Source organism: Cupriavidus sp. MP-37 (assembly GCF_020618415.1).
In the GTDB taxonomy this organism is placed as follows: Bacteria; Pseudomonadota; Gammaproteobacteria; order Burkholderiales; family Burkholderiaceae; genus Cupriavidus.
In genome coordinates, this window is sequence record NZ_CP085345.1 from 538,869 (window position 1) to 556,682 (window position 17,814).

Consider the following 17,814-nt stretch of genomic DNA (forward strand, 5'->3'; position numbering starts at 1 on the left):
TTAGCGGCGAAATCGGGATGAATTCAAAGCGTTGATCAGTGCACGGGCGCAAGCGTGTAGCGGGCATCGCTGCGGTCCCGGCGTGCCGGCCTGGTGCTGAGGAAGGTATCCCAGCCCAGCCTGCCGCTGCCTTCGGCGCCTAGCGCGCAGCCGGATACGTCGCTGGCGCGCAGGATGAGGCCGACTTCGTACTCCAGCGTCGCGCCGCACAGCACCGTCACCATCTTGCGCAAGGCCAGGGCGCCTTCGGCGCCGGGCAGGAAGTTTCGATATTGTTCGCGGCCCAACGGCCCCATCCAGATCCGCACGCGCAGGTCGCGCTGCCAGACGCGGGCTCCGGCAAGGGCGGTGGCGCCCAGCAGGTTGTTGGTGCCGCCGAGACGCGAATACTGTGATGGCGGCACCTGGTACCAGCCGCCGACGAACTGTTCCACCCGCACTTCCGCCTGGAAGTAGTCCGACAGCACCTGCTGCAGGTAGGCGGCCGATACCGGCCGGTGGCGCGCGGCGGTGGCATATCCGGCCAGCGCCTCGTCATGCACGACCCCGGCCGTGCCGGACAGGCTGCGCCGCATGGACTTGTCCGCCATGCCGGCCAGCGACAGCAGCAGCGGCAGGTAGTGCCGGTTGCGGTCGACTTCATGCTGGAACGGCAGCCGGTACTTCTTCCACGCCTGGTAGAACAGTGCCGTGGCCCGGTTCGAGAAGATGTCGAAGAAGGCGCGCGCGGCGCGGTCGCGCCGCAGGGTTTCGCGCTCGGACACGATCTCGGTGTAGTGCAACGGCAGCGCGCCCTGCGCCCCGAGCATGCCGAAGAAAGTGGGCGTGATCGACACCCCGTCCAACGCACCATCGGCCAACGCCTGTGCGAATGACTCTTCGCTCTCCAGCGCCCCGTTTAATTGGGTGGCAGGCTCGATGGACTGCAGTTCGCTCGGCGGAAACGACAGCGACAGCGTATTGCGGAAGGCGACTCGCGTGGCCAGCACCTGTTCGGGGACGCCGGCACCTTCGCGCGCATAGTGCAGCTCGAGCAACCGCACCGCCTGGAAGAACTCAAAGCGGTAGGGTTGCCGCAGCAGCGTGCGGATTACACCAGGATCGATTCGCCGCTGCGGGGTGCGCATCTTGCCAGTTCCTTGCCGCCGCGGCGCGAGACCGCGACCAGCTGCACAAAGCTGTTCAGGTGGACATAGAGGCCAAAGAAATGATCCATGACCCGGATAAAGCGATGCAGGCCGGTGCCGACGAAGGCATCCTCGTCCAATGTCAACTGGATCTCGAGCCCGCGCACAAAGGTGGCGAACGGCTTGCCGGCCAGCCACTGCGTCGTCGGCTTGTAGTCCAGCCCAACAATGCCCTCGATCTGCCGCGCCGAGATCGCACTGCGCGGCAGGTCATGCAGGCGCAGCATCTCCTTGAGCGTGGCCAGGCCGTTCTGCACCAAGGACAGGTGATTCAGCGCCAGCAGCGACACCAGCCGCCACTGCGACGAGCGCCCGCTGCTCAGCCGCATCGACGGCGTCGGCTTGCGCAGGAAGCTGATGCGGCGGGCGATCGAGCTGCCCTCCATGGCCAGGTCGCCATCGGGCTGGCCGAACGCGAGCAACGCGGGCAGGTCGCGGTTGGTACAGGTCACGCTCAGGCTCAGCGTTTCCGTGCTTGGGCTGGCGGGGTCGAAGTCCGAATCGACGATGGAGATCTCGGTCTCGAAGCCCGGGCTGCGTTCCGCTACCAGGGCATTGCGGCGGGCGATCCAATAGTGGCCGGCGCTGCCCGGATCTTCGCCGTGGTGCAGAGAGTAGAACGGCCGGAACTCCACCACGTCGTGACTGGCGGCGGTTTCACGCACAAGTTGGACCTGGTCGATCGAATAGATCTCGAAGCCATGCGCGCGGCGGCTGTCGGCCACCACCGGGTAAGCGGTGGCAGTATGCTCGATGCGGATCGGGTCGGCCTTTTGCCGGAACAGGTTGACCACCGGCGTGCAGTGCAGGCGCAGGTGGGCAGCGGCCAGCCCTTCGAGCAGGCGCGCGGTGTTGCTGTCGCTGCGCACCTCGGTCAGCACCAGGTGCAGCGTCACGCGGCGTACGGCGCCGCCGGGCAACAGTGCCCGCTGAACCGGATCCAGGTCAAGATCGAAGAAGTTGAATTTCTCGGCAAAGCCGAAATGCTCGCTCAGCAGGCGGTAGGCCGGATGCGAGCGCGCCGGGGTGTCGATCAGCGCCTCTTCCGCCCCAAAGCCGACCTCGCGCAGCGGCACCCGCTGCAGGCGCTTCCACACGCCCGGGCGTTCTTCCACATATGCCGCAGCCACGTGCAGGAACAGTGCGTCGCCCAGTGCCGCCACGAATGACGGCTCGCCATCCAGGTACACGCGTACCGCCTGGCGGCCCAGCGCATCCAGGCCGCCCTGCTCGCCCAGGTACTCCAGTTCGATCGAGATGGCACCGGTAGCGCCCTTGGGCAGATTGACGGTCGACGGCGCGGACACCGCCCGCTCAAAACCGGCAGCCGCGACGCGCAACGGCATGAAGGTCACGTCATAGGCGGTGCGGAATCGGCACTCTACCTTGCGTACCGGGCGCGTCGTCAGCAACGTGCCGCGCGGCACCGTGACCGGTGCGCTCAACTGCGCCGCCATGCCGGCCACGTCGAAATGCGCAATCGAACAGGACGGAAACGGGCTCAGGTAGTGCGGATACAGCACCTCCAGCAGCGCTTCAGTGAATTCGGGGTACTCGTCGTCGAGCTTCTTGCTGATGCGCGCGGACAGGAAGGCGAACGATTCGATCATCCGCTCGACGTGGGGGTCATCGCAGCCATCGGCCGACATTGCCAGACGCGCCGCAATCTTGGGATAGCGCTCGGCAAAGTCGCGCGAATACCGGCGCAGGAAGGCCAGTTCGCGTTCGTAATATGGCAGCAAGTCTTCCATTCTGTGTGGCCGGTGGTGACACTAGTGAGGCAGGTACGCAGCGATGGAGGTCTTTGGCTCCGACAGCCAACCTGACGCGCCGCCGCGCTTCAGCCCCGCCCTCGCGTGACCGAGTACTGCAGCGTCGATGGCTGCAGCATGGCATCGAAGCTGACCGGCTCGCGCGCGGGCCCCACCAGCAGTACTGCACTGATGCCGAAGCACAGCACGCTGGTGGCCCGCTCGTTGACCGACAGCGCGACGTTTACGTTCTGCAGCCGCGGCTCATGGCGCTCGATCGCATTGCGCAACGACTGGCAGATGTACTGGCGGTCATCAAAGCTGGCCAGGCTCAGCCCCGCGAAGTCATTGAGCCCATAGGTCAGCAGCGACCGGCGACATTCGGGCAAGCCGTTGAAATCGGCATCCTCATGGACGATGCGCGTGTTCAGCAGCGACTCGATATCGCGCGCGACGGTCGCCTTCAGCTCCTCCAGCGACAATTGCCGCAGCGCGCTGGGCAGCGGCGCATGCGGCTCATCGTCGAAGAGCTTGTCGAGCAGGCTGGGCTCAAAGCCTTTCATGGGAGCGAACAAGCAAATGCCGCGGCAACGCTGCCGCGGCAAGGCTTGACTGCGGGAACGTCAGACCGAGTAGGTCTTGTCGTTCTTGGTCAGGCTCCAGGCGCCCTGGGAGTTGCCGCCCTGGTTGCCGCCGATCTTCTGCTGCGTGTACTTCCACTGCACGGCAGCGTACTTCAGCGTGAAGCTGTCGCTGGGGATGCCTTCGGCAACCACGTTGGCCGACACGGCGCCCAGGATGGCGTTCTTCAGCTTGATTTCCAGGTACTTGACGCGCTTGCCTTCACCGTCGGCACGCAGGAAGTCGATGGTGACTTCGTCGAACGTGGTGCCGCCCGAGACGTGCTGGTACAGCAGCGGGCTGACCACGTCCAGATCCTTGGTGAACACCATCTCGCCGTGTTCGCAGCGCTCGGCGGTATGGCCGCCCGCGGTGGACGCGGTTGCCGAACGCGGCTGCGTGATGCTGTGCTTCCAGGTGTTGACCTCGATCCAGTCCTTGTGGTCCTTGTCTTGCGATTCGCCCTTGATTGCCGGGCTGCCGAACTTGACGTAGATATCCTTCATGGAAAGACCCTCGATGAAAATCGCTATTTAGGCTTCTTGCCAGTTGCCTGGCATTGCTAGGTACTGCGCCCGCATTCCCCCGCAGGGATCGCGGTCAGGAGTTTGCCGCTTTCGGCAAATCCGCAACCAGCCGCAGCGAGATCGACAGTTCATCAAGCTGGAAGTGCGGGCGCAGGAAGGCCACAGAGCGGTAAGTGCCCGGCTTGCCGGGTACTTCCGACACCTGGATCGAGGCTTCCCGCAAGGGGAACTGCGCCTTCTGCTCCTGGCTGGCGTTATCGTCCAGCAGAACGTATTGGGAGATCCAGCGGTTCAGGAAGCTCTCCACGTTCTGCGCTGAAGCAAAACTGCCGATCTTGTCCCGCATCATGGCCTTCAGGTAATGCGCCACGCGCGACACCGAGAAGATGTATTGCAGTTGCGCCGACAGCACGGCATTGGCATTGGCGCTGTCAGTGTTGTACTTCTTGGGCTTCTGCACCGATTGGGCGGCAAAGAACGCGGCGTAGTCCGAGTTCTTGCAGTGCACCAGCGGGATGAAGCCGAGGTCGCTCAGTTCCTTCTCGCGCCGATCGGTAATGGCGATCTCGGTCGGGCACTTGAGTGCGATTTCGCCATCGTCGGTCTTGAAGGTATGCGTCGGCAGATCCTCGACCAGGCCACCGCCCTCGACGCCACGAATGGCGGCGCACCAGCCAAAATCCTCGAACGCCGCAGTCAGGCGCGCGCCGAACGCCCACGCGGCGTTGCACCACAGGTACTTGCCATGGTCGGTGCCGTCCACATCCTCGACGAAGTTGAAGCCCTCGACCGTGGTGCCGTCCTTCGGGTTGTACGGCAAGCGCCCCAGGAAGCGCGGCATGGTCAGGCCGACGTAGCGCGAATCCTCGGATTCGCGGAACGACTTCCACTTGGCATATTCAACGGTATCGAACACCTTGGCCAGATCGCGCGGCTTGCCAAGGTCAGCGAAGGTCTCCAGGCCGAGCAACTCGGGCGACGCCGACGCGATGAACGGCGCGTGCGAGGCCGAGGCCACGTGCGACATCTGCTCGATGAAATAGACGTCCTCGGGCTGGCGCGTGATTTCGTAGTCGCCGATCAGCGCGCCGAACGGCGCGCCGCCAAAGGTGCCGAACTCTTCTTCGTAGACTTTCTTGAACAGCGCGCTCTGGTCGAAGTCGATCGCGGTCTTGAAGTCGCGCACCAGGTCGCGCTTGGTCGCGTTCAACGCCTTGATCTTGATCATCGTGCCGGTCTGCGTTTCCTTGACCAGGTACGACAGCCCGCGCCACGTGCTTTCCAGCTTCTGGAACTCCGGCGCATGCATCACGGCGCTGAGCTGGGCCGAGATCAGGCGATCCAGCTCGGCCACGCGCGCATCCAGCGTCGCCGACAGGTTGTCGGACACCACCACGGTGCCGTCCAGGACCTGGCTGACCAGCTCGCCGATGATGTCCTTGGCGCGCGCATGTTCGGAATCCGACTTCGCCACTTTGCTCTGCTCGACGATCTCATCGAGCAGATTCAACGTGCCGACAGCCACGCCGGGCTGGGCAACTGCAGCAGACTGGTTATCAAGCATCGTCGCCACCGTTCCTGGCATTGGCACCGAGCTTTTGCAGCGACTCGGTATTGGTCAGCACCTCCGAAAGCAGGTCTTCCAGCTTGTCGTTGCCTGCCAGCTTGTTGCGCAGGTCGGCCAGCTTGGAGCGGGCTTCGAGCAGCTTGCGCAGCGGCTCGATCTGCTCGACCACGGCTTCCGGGTTGAAATCCTCGAGCGAATGGAACTTCAGGTCTACGCCGAACTTGCCGCCTTCCTCCGAGAGCGTGTTCGGCACCTGGAACGCCGCGCGCGGCTCGATGCCGGCCATCACGTCGTCGAAGTTGTCGCGGTCGATGTTGACGAACTTGCGGTCGCGCAGCTTGGGCTGGGCCACTTCGGACTGGCCCGACAGGTCAGCCACCACGCCCACGACAAAGGGCAGTTCCTTCTGCTCGATGGCGTCGCCCTTTTCAACGTCGTAAGTCAGTTGCACGCGCGGGGGACGCACCTTCTGCAGGCGCTTCTGTACGCTTTCTTTCTTGGCCATCACTACTCTCCGATCTGGCGGAATCCGGTCTGAGGATCAGCGCAGTGCGCCGAACGGGTCTGCGCTGCCGCCGCCCGAAGCCGCTGGCTGAGCCGGCTGCGCCGGTTGCGCTGCGGCGGCCGTCGGTCTGGCAGGCGCGGCACGGCGGCGCGGCACCGGCTTGGCCGCGGGCGCGGCATTCTTGTCGCGGGGGAACAGCACTTGCTCGCCCAGCGTGTCGCGCAGCATCTGGGCCAGCAACTGGGCGTCGGAGCGCACGTCGCCGGCCAGGGCGCTGTCGGCGCGCAGTTCCTGCAGCGAGCGGCGTGCCACGCGCAGCCCGCTGACCGCCAGCACGCTCTTGGCCTTGCGGTCGGTGGCGTCACGCTGCAATGCCTCTTCGGCCGCGACGATCGCTTGTGGATAGTGCTCGGCGCCGAACTCGATCTGCGCCATGCGCGACCACGGTTCTTCCCGCGTCGGGTTGTTCTTGGCGATCTGCTCGAACAGGCTGATGGCCTGCTCGCGCTGGCCGCTCGCCAGCGCAGCTTCGGCCTCGGACATGCTTTGCTTGAACGACTCATCGCTCTGCGGCCCCGGATTGGAGGTTGCGCAGCCAGCGAGCAGCACGGCGGTGCTGGCCAGCATCACCAGGGTGCGTTGGATTCCTGACTTGGGCTTGTAGTCGTTCACGGCGAGTCTCTGTGAAAGTTCAAGATTGCGGCGGGGCGATTCGGGCGTGGCCCAGGCAAAGATCCCGCGGGAAAAGTGCCAAATGCCAATAATGTCAGAACTGTGTTGAACCCGAATTGGCCGGAATAGTACACTCTGCCGCTTACGGCTGACAACAGATCGGAGGATATTGTCAGCATTAGTACTTTTTGGTAGTTCTCTACCGTTTTGTTGGATAGGTCTCCAACTGCTGAATTAGATAGTTTTAACTTCTGTCATGCGACAAATTAAATTCAGTCGGGAGCCGTACAGCGCGCCAGCCGGGCACGGCAAGCGCCACGCCCCCGCGGCAAAGCGAGCCAGGCTTGCCGCGGGTCTGGCAGCCGCCGTATGCGTTGCGGCGCTGGCAGGTTGCTCGGTCGGCGGCACGCTGCTGGCGGGCGCCGCCAGCGGCGCGCTGGAAGCAGTTGGCCTCAAGCCGTCCAACGTGCCGGAATCACAGAAGCCGCCGCGGGAAGTCCCGCTGAAGCTGTACGCCGGCAACAATCTCAATGCGGCAGCCGATAACCGGCCCGCTGCCATCGTGGTGCGGCTATACAAGCTGAAGGATCCGACCAGCTTCCTGCAGGCACCCTTCGATACCTTCATCGATCCGCAACGAGAGCAGAAGACACTAGGCGCCGACTTGGTACAAGTTAGAGAGATGACTCTAATCCCCGGCCAGCGCTATGAAATCGTGGAAAAGATCACGCGCGAGGCCGGCACCTTCGGCGTGGTGGCACTGTTTCGCAGCCCTGCTCCACAGCGCTGGAAGTTCGCGTTCGACAGCGCCCGGAGTGAGAAGTCTGGCGTGACCATCGGCTTGCATGCCTGCGCCATGACGCTGACCGTGGGCGATGCGATCACACCGGCGGGGGCCGTGGCCAGCAGCAACCTGAACCTCGTCTCCGCAGCCGGCTGCCGCACCTGACGCGCCGGCCCGGCACCAACAAGGACAACAAAGGCAACCGTGAGTTATTCCGCCAAAATTCTGTGGGGCGAAGGCCTGTTCCTGCGGCCCCAGCATTTCCAGCGGCAGGACGCGTACCATGAATCGCGCCTGCACGCCACCGCGCAAGTGATCCAACCCTATGGCTGGGGCGTGCGCAATGCCAGTTTCGACACCGATGCGCTCGCCAGCGGGGTGCTGCGCGTAACAGAGCTGTCGCTGTTCTTTCCGGATGGCGAGCTGTATTCCGCGCCCCAGGCCGATGAGCTGCCGCCGCCAGTGGTGCTGGACGCCATGCCCGCAGGCACGTCCGAACTAACCTTCTACTTGGCCCTGCAACCGCTGCACGATGCGGGCGGCAACTATCGCGACGACGTGGAGGGTTCACTGTCATCCCGCTATGTCGGCCTGCAGACCGAAACCTCGGACCTCTTCACGGAAGCGGAACCGGCAGCCATCACTTACCTGAAGAAGGCCGTGCGGCTGGTGGCCGAGACCGAGCCGCGCGACCAGTTCATCTCCCTGCCGGTGGTGCGCATCCGGCGTACCGCGACCGGCGGCTTTGAACTGGACGAGACCTTTGTCGCTCCGAGCCTGTCGATCAACGCCTCGGCCGTGCTGTACCTGCGCCTGCGGCGGCTGATCGATGCCCTGCAAGCCAAGGTCAACGCGCTGTACGGCTTTCATCGCGAACCCACCAAGAACATCATCGAGTTCCGCTCGGGCGATATCGCGTCGTTCTGGCTGCTGCATACCGCCAATGCCTCCTTCGCCGCGCTGGCGCATCTGTTCCACCATCCCGAACTGCATCCTGAGCGCCTGTTCCAGGAAATGCTGCGCCTGGCCGGTGCCCTGATGACATTCTCGAAGAGCCACACACTGGCCGATCTACCGGTCTATGACCACGACAGCCCGGGCCCGGTCTTTGCGCGGCTGGACAGCATCATCCGCGACCTGCTCGATACCGTCATCTCCACGCGCTACTTTTCGATCGCGCTGGACGAGACCCGCCCCTCGTTCCATCTGGGTCGGCTGGATTCCGGGAAGATCGACGACAAGACCAGCTTCTACCTGTCAGTCAGCGCCGACATGCCCGTGGCCGAACTGGTCGAGGCTATCCCGAGCCGCTTCAAGGTCGGCGCTCCGGACGATGTAGACAAGCTGGTGCTGTCCTCAATGCCGGGCGTGCCGTTGACCTACACGCCGCAAGTGCCGCCCGCCATCCCGGTGCGTCCGGGCGCGTGCTATTTCGCGATCGAGGCGCGCGGTGCGCTATACGACCGCATGCTGCAGGCGCAGACCATCACCATCTACACCCCGGCCGGCATCCGGGAACTCAAACTTGAACTGATTGCGGTGACCTCATGAGCGCTACCTCCACGCCTTCGCTGTTCGGCGCCTCGCCGGCCGGCCAGCCCTCTCCTGCCGCCGCAGGCTCTGCCGACGGCGCCATGCACGCCCGCACGCTGCTCGACCTGCTCTACGATGGTTTCTTCATGCTCTTCCTGCTGCGCAATGGCCAGCAGCCGGGCAGCGCCGAGGAATTCCTGCAGAAGGTGCGTGACTTCCTCGATGACTTCGAGCGCGGCGCCAAGCGGCTCAACGTGGCGGCCGAAGACATCTTCGATGCCAAGTACGCCTTCTGCGCGGCCATCGACGAGACCATCCTGGCGTCGAACTTCAGCATCCGCAGCACATGGGAGCGGCGTCCGCTGCAACTGGTGCTGTTCGGCGAGCAGCTGGCGGGCGAAGGCTTCTTCACCAAGCTGGAAGAACTGCGTGCGCAGGGCGCGCCCCGCCTGCAGGCGCTGGAAGTGTTCCACATGTGCCTGCTGCTGGGGTTCCGCGGCAAGTACATCCTGGAGGGGCCGGAGAAGCTGGCCTACCTGACCGCGCGCCTCGGCGACGAGATCTCGGCAATCAAGGGCAAGCGTGCCGCCTTCGCCCCGCAATGGCCGATCCCGGACAAGATCTCTCACGCGCTCAAGCGCGAAACCCCGCTGTGGATCTTCGGCGCGGTCTTTGCGTTGATCGCCCTGCTGGCCTTCCTTGGACTGTCGACGACGCTGCGCTCGCAGACCAGCGACACGCTGCAGGGCTACTCGCAGGTGATCAAGCTGGGCCCGCGCTATTCGCACCTGACCATCTCGCTGCCCTGATGCCGCGTTGATGCCATCGATGACGGTCCTGCTGCCCGCCGGATCGCATGCCGACCTCTCTAGCGCGACGATGCTCCGATGAAGCCCTTGTCCTCTTACCCATCTTCCGCGCTGGCCGCGATGTCCGGCCTGCTCGGCCAGCGCACGCGCCAGATCACACTGGAGACGGCGCTTACCGCCGACGACCTGGTCGTGGAGCGCTTCGTCGCGCACGAGGGGGTCTGCACGCCCTTCCAGCTGCAGATCGATTGCCTTAGCCCGTCCGCACACCTGGACACTGCGCGCCTGGCCGCCGACGAAATCACACTGCGCCTGATGCTTGCCGACGGCTCGCGCCGCGCCTGGCACGGCTATGTGCAGTCCTGCGCGGCCATCGGCGGCGACGGTGGCCTGGCCCGCTACCGCCTGACGGTGGGCACCTGGTTCGATCGCCTGTGCGCACGCACGGATTGCTATGTCTACCAGGACAAGACCGCGCTGGAGATCATCGAAGACGTCCTGGCGGATTACCCGCACGCTCAATTCCGCATGGCAGTCAGCCAGCCGATGCGCAAGCGCTCCATCTGCTGCCAGTATCGCGAGACGGATCTTGCCTTTGTCACGCGCCTGCTGGCCGAGGAAGGCCTGTCGTACCGCTTCGAACATCAGCAGGACGACGCCGAAACGTCCGGCCAGGAGGACCAGGCCCAGTCCCGCCATTGCCTGGTGATCTTCGACACCCAGGCCGAACGCCCCGCCTGCGCGCAGGCCAGCATCCGCTTCCACCGCAGCGACGCAACCGAGCGCGAAGACGCCATCGACCACTGGTCGCTGCAGGCAGCCACCGGCACCAATGCCGTCACGGTTGCCTCGTGGGACTACAAGTCCCTGGCCGCCACCGCGGGCGATGGCAGCAGCGAGAGCCTGGGCGAATGGCCGACGCTGGAATCTTTCGAGACCCGCGGCACCTATCGCTTTCCTGACGCCGACGCTGCCCGGCGCGCCGCGCAGTTGCAGGCCCAAGCGCATGAAAGCCGCTACCTGCGCTATGAAGGCGAAGGCAGCGTTCGCGCACTGGGCGCCGGCGAACGCTTCACCCTGACCGGACACTTCGACACCGCCGCGAACGAGTTCGTCACGCTGGCGGTGCGCCATGAAGCGGCCAACAACCTGGGCGCCGAAGTCGCATTGCTGCTGGGCCTGTCCGACATCGAAGCCGGCAGCTACCGCAACCGCTTCGAAGCGGTGCGCGCCGATGCGCCGATCGTGCCGGTGTACTTGCCCAAGCCCACGGCACCGGAAGGCCAGCCTGCCGTCGTCATCGCCGAAGGCGGCGCCCCGCTGACCACCGAGCGCGATCACCGCGTGCGCGTGCGCCTGCCCTGGCTGCGCGCGCCCATGGCCGATCCCCGTGCCGACACCGCCGCCGACCCGGCCCAGGACGACCTGACACAGGTCACCGCGTGGGTGCGTGTGGCCACCGCCGCGGCCGGCCCCAACTGGGGTGCGCATCACCTGCCCCGCGCCGGCACCGAGGTCATGCTGACCTACCTCGATGGCGACATCGACCGCCCGATGGTGGTGGCGCAGCTGCACAACGAACAGGACGCCCTGCCCTGGCCCGCCAGCGAGGCGCCGCTGAACACTGCGCTGTCCGGCTGGCATTCGCACAACTTCGCCGACGGCGGCTACAACCAGTGGGTGGTCGACGACAACACCGGCCAGTTGCGCATGCGCCTGGCCAGTTCCGCCGCCGACACCCAGCTCAACCTCGGCTACGTGATCGCGCAGCCGCCAGCCAGCGGTGAACGCGGCGCCTGGCGCGGCACCGGCGCCGAACTGCGCACCGACGCCTGGGCCATCGTGCGCGCCGGCAACGGCCTGCTGCTGTCGACCACCGTCCAGGCCAGGGCCGGCGGCACCATGCTCGACATCCGCGAGGCCCGCGGGCAGCTCACTGCCGCCGAGCGTACCGCCCAGCGCCTGTCCGATGCCGCCACCTCGCAGCAGGCGCTGCCGCTGGGCGCCATCGCCGCTTTCGAACCGCTGACCAAGGCCATCGACCCGCAACAGGACGGCAGTTATCCGGACCGGGTCAACGACCAGGACGCCAAGCGCCCGGATACGGGCACCGCCGCCGAGCGCTTCGGGCAACCATGGCTCGTCGCGGAATCGCCCAGTTCGATCGCACTGGCCACGCAGGCCACCACCAGCATTTTTGCCGGAAGGCATCTGTTGGGCCTGGCACAGGCTGACTGGCATGTCGGCGCCGGCAACACCTTCGCCGCGGCGGCAGCCAAGGGCGTAAGCCTGTTCAGCCAGCACCATGGGATTCGCGCGATCGCCGCCGGCGGACCGGTTTCCATCCAGGCGCATACCGATACGCTGGCTGTCATGGCGGACAAGGCCGTGACGGTGACGTCATCGACCGAAGGCATCGAGGTGCTGGCGCAGAAGAAGGTAGTGCTGCACGGCGGCTCGTCGCGGATCGTGCTGGATGGGAATGCGATTACGTTTGAGACGCCGGGGTTATTGTCGGTGAAGGGGGCTGGGCATCCGTTGGTGGGGGCTGGGGGGAGCGCCGCAGCGTTGCCGGCGCTGCCAATTGCAGCAAGCCAGCCCAACTGGATCGAGATGAGCCTGCTGGGCTATGAAGGTCAGCCTATGCGCAACATCGAATACGAACTCACGTTTGCCGACGGCACCAAGCGTACGGGCAAGCTGAATGGCGTTGCCGAGCAGCGGGAAGAAGCCGTGCCATGGGGGCAAGCCACGCTCACGTACAAGAACAACCCCGCCGCAAAGGACGTGCCCCGGCCCTCTCTGGATGACCTGCTGGCGGCCACTGAACCGCTCATCCGTGAAGAGGAAGCACGGCTAAACCAGGACCAGACGAATACGACCGCATGAGCACCCAACAACAGACAGAAGAGGCATGGGGCCTTGTCCACGGCCAAGCCAAGCCCGAAGACAAAGGGGTCGGCCTTTGGCTATGGGAAGCGATTCAGGGCGACTTCAATGAAGACCGTTCCGCCGGTCAGATTGCGGCCGACATGGTCATCTCCCTGATTCCGATCGTCGATACGATCTGCGACATCCGCGACCTGTGTGCGAATATTCGTGCGTATCGGAAGGACCCCGGCAACAAGCTGATCCTGTTCTTCATCGCGCTGACGATTATCGGCTTCTTCCCGGAGGTCGGCTCGGTTATCAAGGGCGTCATCAAGATCGCCTTTGTCTACATTCGCAAGTACTTGCGGCGGGTCGATGAAATTTTCGACGCAACCAAGCTCGGTCGCGCCACCAACCAGGCACTGGATGCCGCCCTGCCCAAGATCACCGAGTTTCTCAGCAGTTCCAGGGTCGTGAAATGGGCTACCAAGGAAGGTGTGGCTGACATCTACCGCTTCTGTTCGAAGAAAATAACTGAGCTAGCCGGCTTGGTCAACGGTGCCAAATTGAAGGCGCAGTTCCTGACGGCGGCGGACAAGACCGAGAAGTTTCTTGGACGCCTGAAGTATATTGTCCCGGGATCAACGCGGGAGAAGCTGAACGACTTCCTGGATTTCCTTGGCAAGAACAAGCAAAAGATGGCAAATGGGCTCGAGCAGTTTACCGCGCCGATTCGGACGATTTTGAAGATTACAGCGAAACGGCTAGACGACCATGCGTGGATTGCCTATACGCAAACGCATAACAAGGGCTGGATCGCACCGATTAGCCGAGAGGGGGCAGCGGGACTAATTAACAGACGGCCGCCCTCTTGGGTAAGCAGGGCACCAAAGCTCCCCCACCCTGCACCGAATATCTTGCAAGCCCAATCAACCCAGAAAAAACTGGAGAAAAAAATCGCGGATCGAGCTGCAAAAGGACTGAACAGCCCGCCGATGCTCGATTTGGAGCTAATCCAAACTTTTGAACACAAGAAGATATCCATCGAGGTTATTCAAGGTCCTGCAAAGCTCTACCGCATCGTAGACCCTACCAGTGCAGCCGGTGGAATTTTTTGGGTCGACGAAAGAACTTTTCATAGCCTGAAAAATCGTTCGGATTGGCGCGAGCAACTGGCGGTCAAGCCGGATTGGAACCAGAATGGTCAGTATGTTGTATACGAGATCTCGGCTGGGGAAGGGCTCCCAGTATGGAAAGGCCCTGCCGCCTCGCAGGAGCTTGATGGAACTCCCTACCACCTCCCTGGCGGTGCCGAACAGCTTGTATTCTTCCCAACTGCCGATACGCTCGCACCAAGTCGGCCACGCATCGATCCCAGCACTGGCAAGGCGTTGCCCGGCCGTAAGCCCGATCAGATAGATAGTCGCATCGACTGGCAGGACGTAACCGGACGTACGGCGCCGGCTGTCCTACGTGGAAAGGTCAATGATAAACATGTGCGCGGCCCTTTTGAAACTGGTTGGGGGTTCTCTGACTGGAATCACTCCGAAGCAAAAGGCATCATGCTCGCATTACCGGAGAGCAAGAAATGAGCAAAACCAACCTTCGCCCCTACAACGTCACCCGTAACCTGGACCAGGATGCATGGTTTCTTTATCAGACTACATCTTTCGGTTTTTACGAATTGTGTGCAACGCTATGCGAAGAATTTGCCAACCTGTATAACGGATTCATCACCGATCATGGACTCCATCGCCAAGCTCGGCTGGACTATTGGGTGTCGCGCTATCTGCAGCATGCCGACAATATTCGCCGCGGAGTCAAATTCATCCAAGACGGAGGCGACTATATGCCTATGGTCGACTTTTTGAATTCACCCACCACAGACTATCGCGGTCTTATCGAACAGCCACTCGGTTGGATGAACGAGGAACAATCCAAGCAGTGGAAAACATCACACGAAAAGCTTAGTGCTGCTTGTGGGACCGGGCATGTCACGCTTAATAACCTTCGACCAGGAGGTTTGGAATGGCTCAGACGCGACGCAGCGGCAACTGATTCTCCTTTTCTTGACAGAGACGATAGCCATGTCGGTGATATGGCTCAATCAATAAAGTTTATGGAAAAACATGGCATACTCAGTTCATTAGAGACCTATCCGAGACACACAATCAATGACGATTTTGCAGTATCCCCCGGGCAGACGTGTCCTCGCACCGGCGTTTGGGTTCCGTCTCAATGGATTGAAGGTGCCAGTAATTTCAGCTTGGCATTCTGTGTTGAAGGCTTATCGATGCAGCCTGCTTACCAAATTATTGGGCTTGATATGTGGCATCTCGATGATGAGGATGCAGGGACATTTGAGCCAGATTGGGAACTCGAAGGAGATCCCGTAACGAAAGCCACTAATACAACGTGGCATTTTGTTGAAAACGGCTCAATGGATCAAAAGTCCCAACTTGGGGAATATCGCCTACGCTGCGAAGGAGGGCAACCTTGCCCCAAGAGCGGCTATTGGATAACGCCGGCCAAGAGCCTGTCGCGGCGATATTTCAAGCGAGGTGAGACCATGCCCGAAGTGGCCTCAGACTATGGCACTACCATCTGGCAATGGGACATTAACCAATCCGATCCGAAGCTCTGAAACTCGCTTAATCGATTCAGGAAGACAAGGTCGAGTCCCAACACAATGGCTACGCGTCCTCCGTACTTGGCACATCGCGGTGCGCCACCAGGAAAATGCCCACGGCATCTCCCCTACTCCAAGGCGCTCAAGATCTTCGATGCGCCGGCAGATAAGCGCGTCACACTGATGAGCAGCTATCTTGACCCATGGTACAAGAGTATGGCAACACTAAATCCTATTCCCGAGCCCGCCTTTTAGAATCCCCGAGACTCGTTACTACGAAAACGACGACATGATGGGTTGCTGGAGCGCCTTTGTGGCACCGTACTTGTCACATCGCGAGGAACCACCAGGCAAGTGCACTCGACATCTACCCTGCTCCAAGGCGCTCAAGATCTTCGATGCGTCTGCAGATGCGCGCGTACATTGATGAGCAGCTATCTTGACGCAAGATACAAGGCTAGTCGGCACGAACCCTATTATGAATCGCACACACAGGGACGTATTCACAATTGCCTCGGCTATTGGAGCTTCGAGGCGGCGGCCATTTCAATCGTTCTTGATATCGACGATGCGGAGTTCCGCGACAGGCCCTTTTATGGCGGATCTCGCAGACTTTGGACGCCGGCCAAGTTGACAGTACCGACGTGCAACGATCCCCCAGACGTGGACAATCATGAAGCACAACCGAATCGACTGGGAGCGCTGGTTCGCGTGGAAGGTGCCTTCCGACAGGTTCGAACGTAAACGAGAGCCTCGCCTACGGTACAGCACTCATGACGAGCGATTTAATGACAAGCTTGGTGGCATTGCAATGGTCACAATGGACCTACCAAAGCATGCAGCGAAGGATAAACCCGGCGCACTTTCAACATCAACTCAGCAGCGCTTGTGGAGTGCACTGGATTGGATGAGCATGCCATACTCAGCCGGCGCGCCGGTAGAACAGACTGCACAAGTTTGGCCCTACGTCTTGAGATGGGCTGAGGAGTATGCTGCATTCCATAAAAATGATCCCACCACGCCGGAATCCGAAGGATATTTTACACCGCATGTGACCCTACGCGATGAGGAATACTGGATCGTCGCACTGCGTATGGTTTGTTTTGGGCTTCTCAGTGGATACACGCCGATGATGCCTAGGGTGATGGCATTCCTAGACTATGGCAACGTAGAAAGGGGCGTTAGCGACGGCTTACTGGAACGCCTCGTGGCGCCATCTAGTCCCGGACGTGGAGAGCCGCCGGATGAAGCCACGCCTTGATGACAGTGGCATCAACCACAGGATGTACCCCAAAGACCTCGTAGCCTACGCCAGGCGCTTGCGAGATGCGAATCTTGTCACCACTGACTTTGACACGCCAACTGGCGCGACCGAATAAGCGCCGGGAGGAATGGACAGCACCATGAAGCGCCTAATAACCCTGATCCTCTCCGCAATCATCGGAGCCATAGCTGGCGCATCCCTGGTACACAAGATCGAGCACGAAGAGGTCCTCAGGGTGCACAAGCTGCAGTATCCATTGCTGCTCACGGGGGGCAGCTCAGACAGTCCTGCCGCCATCCTGCCCCGGGGCACATCTCTGTATCTTGATCGCGCTTTCCCCGAGGGTTTTATCCGGTACAAGGTCTACATCAATGTGGAGGGCACAAAGCTGGACACTCGGGAAGCAACGGAGAAGTTCTGGCTGGATCCGCTGACTGCTACGCCCTTGGACAAAGAGAGCCTTCACTCGCTGCTCGCGCGCTTTCCGCTGGGGAAGAATGACTTTTCGGCTGCGCTCGCCTCTGGCCAGTTGACCAAAGAAGAGATACGTGACCTCCTCCGGGCATACAGCGACTAGCGGCGTTCAACTATCGCGCCCAGCCATTCCCCGACCCTTTCACCGCCCCTTCTCCCCCTCCAACTTCTCAATCACCCCCACCCGCTCCCCACAATCCCCCGGCACCGCCTTGCACAACATCTTGTCATCCACCCCAACCTTGCGCTGCAAGGCCCGAAATTTCCGCAGATAAACCCGCGCCGCCGCCTCGGCTCCAGGCAACGACAGGCGCGCCGAACTATTGGCTCCGATCCACGCATAGTAGTAATGCCCGAGCAACCGCGCCGTCGTGTCCTTGCGCCCGCGCGGAATCTCGCGGGCGACGGCGTCGATGCAGGCACGGTATTCGTCGGCGTCGTCATGCATGAATTCCTGGCAAGCCGCCATGGCATGCCGGCTTGCCAGCGCGACGGCTGGCGGCAGTTCGTTGGTGGCGGCCTGGGCGGGGCCTGCGCCGGCGGCCAGGGCGCAGGCGATCAGGTAGCGCTGCATCGGGATTGGGTACATGGCGTGGATGCGCTTCAGGTTAGCGCCCTGG

General features: G+C 62.3%; 17 protein-coding genes. 9 read left to right on the forward strand and 8 right to left on the reverse strand.

Features of this window, described 5'->3' with window-relative positions:
• Positions 1 to 35 precede the first annotated feature (35 nt).
• From tssG to LIN44_RS18965, 7 genes are all read right to left on the reverse strand, one after another.
• The gene (tssG, locus tag LIN44_RS18935) at positions 36 to 1,127 is read right to left on the reverse strand and encodes a type VI secretion system baseplate subunit TssG (protein WP_227315795.1); all 1,092 of its coding nucleotides are present in this window, start codon (positions 1,125 to 1,127) and stop codon (positions 36 to 38) included.
• Entirely contained in the window at positions 1,091 to 2,938 is a 1,848-nt protein-coding gene (gene tssF, locus LIN44_RS18940) for a type VI secretion system baseplate subunit TssF (RefSeq protein ID WP_227315796.1), read from the reverse strand. The genes tssG and tssF overlap by 37 nt, the downstream gene beginning before the upstream one ends.
• A gap of 89 nt (positions 2,939 to 3,027) precedes the next feature.
• On the reverse strand, positions 3,028 to 3,501 hold the full coding sequence (gene tssE / locus LIN44_RS18945; protein ID WP_012355845.1) for a type VI secretion system baseplate subunit TssE: 474 nt from the start codon (positions 3,499 to 3,501) through the stop codon (positions 3,028 to 3,030).
• Positions 3,502 to 3,561: 60 nt separating this feature from the next.
• The gene (locus tag LIN44_RS18950) at positions 3,562 to 4,065 is read right to left on the reverse strand and encodes a type VI secretion system tube protein Hcp (RefSeq protein ID WP_012355844.1); all 504 of its coding nucleotides are present in this window, start codon (positions 4,063 to 4,065) and stop codon (positions 3,562 to 3,564) included.
• A 94-nt stretch (positions 4,066 to 4,159) separates the two neighbouring features.
• Entirely contained in the window at positions 4,160 to 5,650 is a 1,491-nt protein-coding gene (tssC, locus tag LIN44_RS18955) for a type VI secretion system contractile sheath large subunit (RefSeq protein ID WP_115700236.1), read from the reverse strand.
• Positions 5,643 to 6,158 carry a type VI secretion system contractile sheath small subunit gene (tssB, locus tag LIN44_RS18960; protein WP_012355842.1) on the reverse strand — a complete coding sequence of 172 codons (516 nt, stop codon included), beginning with the start codon at positions 6,156 to 6,158 and terminating at the stop codon, positions 5,643 to 5,645. Before tssB ends, tssC begins: the two co-directional genes overlap by 8 nt.
• A 36-nt stretch (positions 6,159 to 6,194) precedes the next feature.
• Positions 6,195 to 6,785 carry a tetratricopeptide repeat protein gene (locus tag LIN44_RS18965; RefSeq protein WP_227316366.1) on the reverse strand — a complete coding sequence of 197 codons (591 nt, stop codon included), beginning with the start codon at positions 6,783 to 6,785 and terminating at the stop codon, positions 6,195 to 6,197.
• A 301-nt stretch (positions 6,786 to 7,086) separates the two neighbouring features.
• On the opposite strand from LIN44_RS18965, the gene tssJ reads away from it, so the two are divergent.
• From tssJ to LIN44_RS19010, 9 genes are all read left to right on the forward strand, one after another.
• The gene (gene tssJ, locus LIN44_RS18970) at positions 7,087 to 7,779 is read left to right on the forward strand and encodes a type VI secretion system lipoprotein TssJ (RefSeq protein ID WP_227315797.1); all 693 of its coding nucleotides are present in this window, start codon (positions 7,087 to 7,089) and stop codon (positions 7,777 to 7,779) included.
• A gap of 39 nt (positions 7,780 to 7,818) precedes the next feature.
• Positions 7,819 to 9,165: a type VI secretion system baseplate subunit TssK gene (gene tssK, locus LIN44_RS18975; RefSeq protein ID WP_227315798.1), complete on the forward strand. Its 1,347-nt coding sequence runs from the start codon at positions 7,819 to 7,821 to the stop codon at positions 9,163 to 9,165.
• Positions 9,162 to 9,956, forward strand: coding sequence for a type IVB secretion system protein IcmH/DotU (gene icmH / locus LIN44_RS18980; protein ID WP_227315799.1), 795 nt, complete (start codon positions 9,162 to 9,164; stop codon positions 9,954 to 9,956). The genes tssK and icmH overlap by 4 nt, the downstream gene beginning before the upstream one ends.
• 78 nt (positions 9,957 to 10,034) lie before the next feature.
• Positions 10,035 to 12,845: a type VI secretion system Vgr family protein gene (locus LIN44_RS18985; RefSeq protein ID WP_227315800.1), complete on the forward strand. Its 2,811-nt coding sequence runs from the start codon at positions 10,035 to 10,037 to the stop codon at positions 12,843 to 12,845.
• Positions 12,842 to 14,419 (forward strand): hypothetical protein, encoded by a 1,578-nt coding sequence (locus LIN44_RS18990; RefSeq protein ID WP_227315801.1) that lies wholly within the window; start codon positions 12,842 to 12,844, stop codon positions 14,417 to 14,419. The genes LIN44_RS18985 and LIN44_RS18990 overlap by 4 nt, the downstream gene beginning before the upstream one ends.
• Positions 14,416 to 15,471 (forward strand): hypothetical protein, encoded by a 1,056-nt coding sequence (locus tag LIN44_RS18995; protein WP_227315802.1) that lies wholly within the window; start codon positions 14,416 to 14,418, stop codon positions 15,469 to 15,471. Before LIN44_RS18990 ends, LIN44_RS18995 begins: the two co-directional genes overlap by 4 nt.
• Positions 15,472 to 15,882: 411 nt before the next feature.
• On the forward strand, positions 15,883 to 16,200 hold the full coding sequence (locus LIN44_RS27655; RefSeq protein ID WP_370641725.1) for a PoNe immunity protein domain-containing protein: 318 nt from the start codon (positions 15,883 to 15,885) through the stop codon (positions 16,198 to 16,200).
• Positions 16,130 to 16,717 (forward strand): hypothetical protein, encoded by a 588-nt coding sequence (locus LIN44_RS19005; protein ID WP_227315804.1) that lies wholly within the window; start codon positions 16,130 to 16,132, stop codon positions 16,715 to 16,717. Before LIN44_RS27655 ends, LIN44_RS19005 begins: the two co-directional genes overlap by 71 nt.
• 142 nt (positions 16,718 to 16,859) lie before the next feature.
• Positions 16,860 to 17,297: a hypothetical protein gene (locus LIN44_RS19010; RefSeq protein ID WP_227315805.1), complete on the forward strand. Its 438-nt coding sequence runs from the start codon at positions 16,860 to 16,862 to the stop codon at positions 17,295 to 17,297.
• 39 nt (positions 17,298 to 17,336) lie between these two features.
• Here LIN44_RS19010 and LIN44_RS19015 read toward each other — a convergent pair whose 3' ends face one another.
• Complete coding sequence (locus LIN44_RS19015; RefSeq protein ID WP_227315806.1) at positions 17,337 to 17,768, reverse strand: hypothetical protein; 432 nt, start codon at positions 17,766 to 17,768, stop codon at positions 17,337 to 17,339.
• Between the last annotated feature and the right edge of the window lie 46 nt (positions 17,769 to 17,814).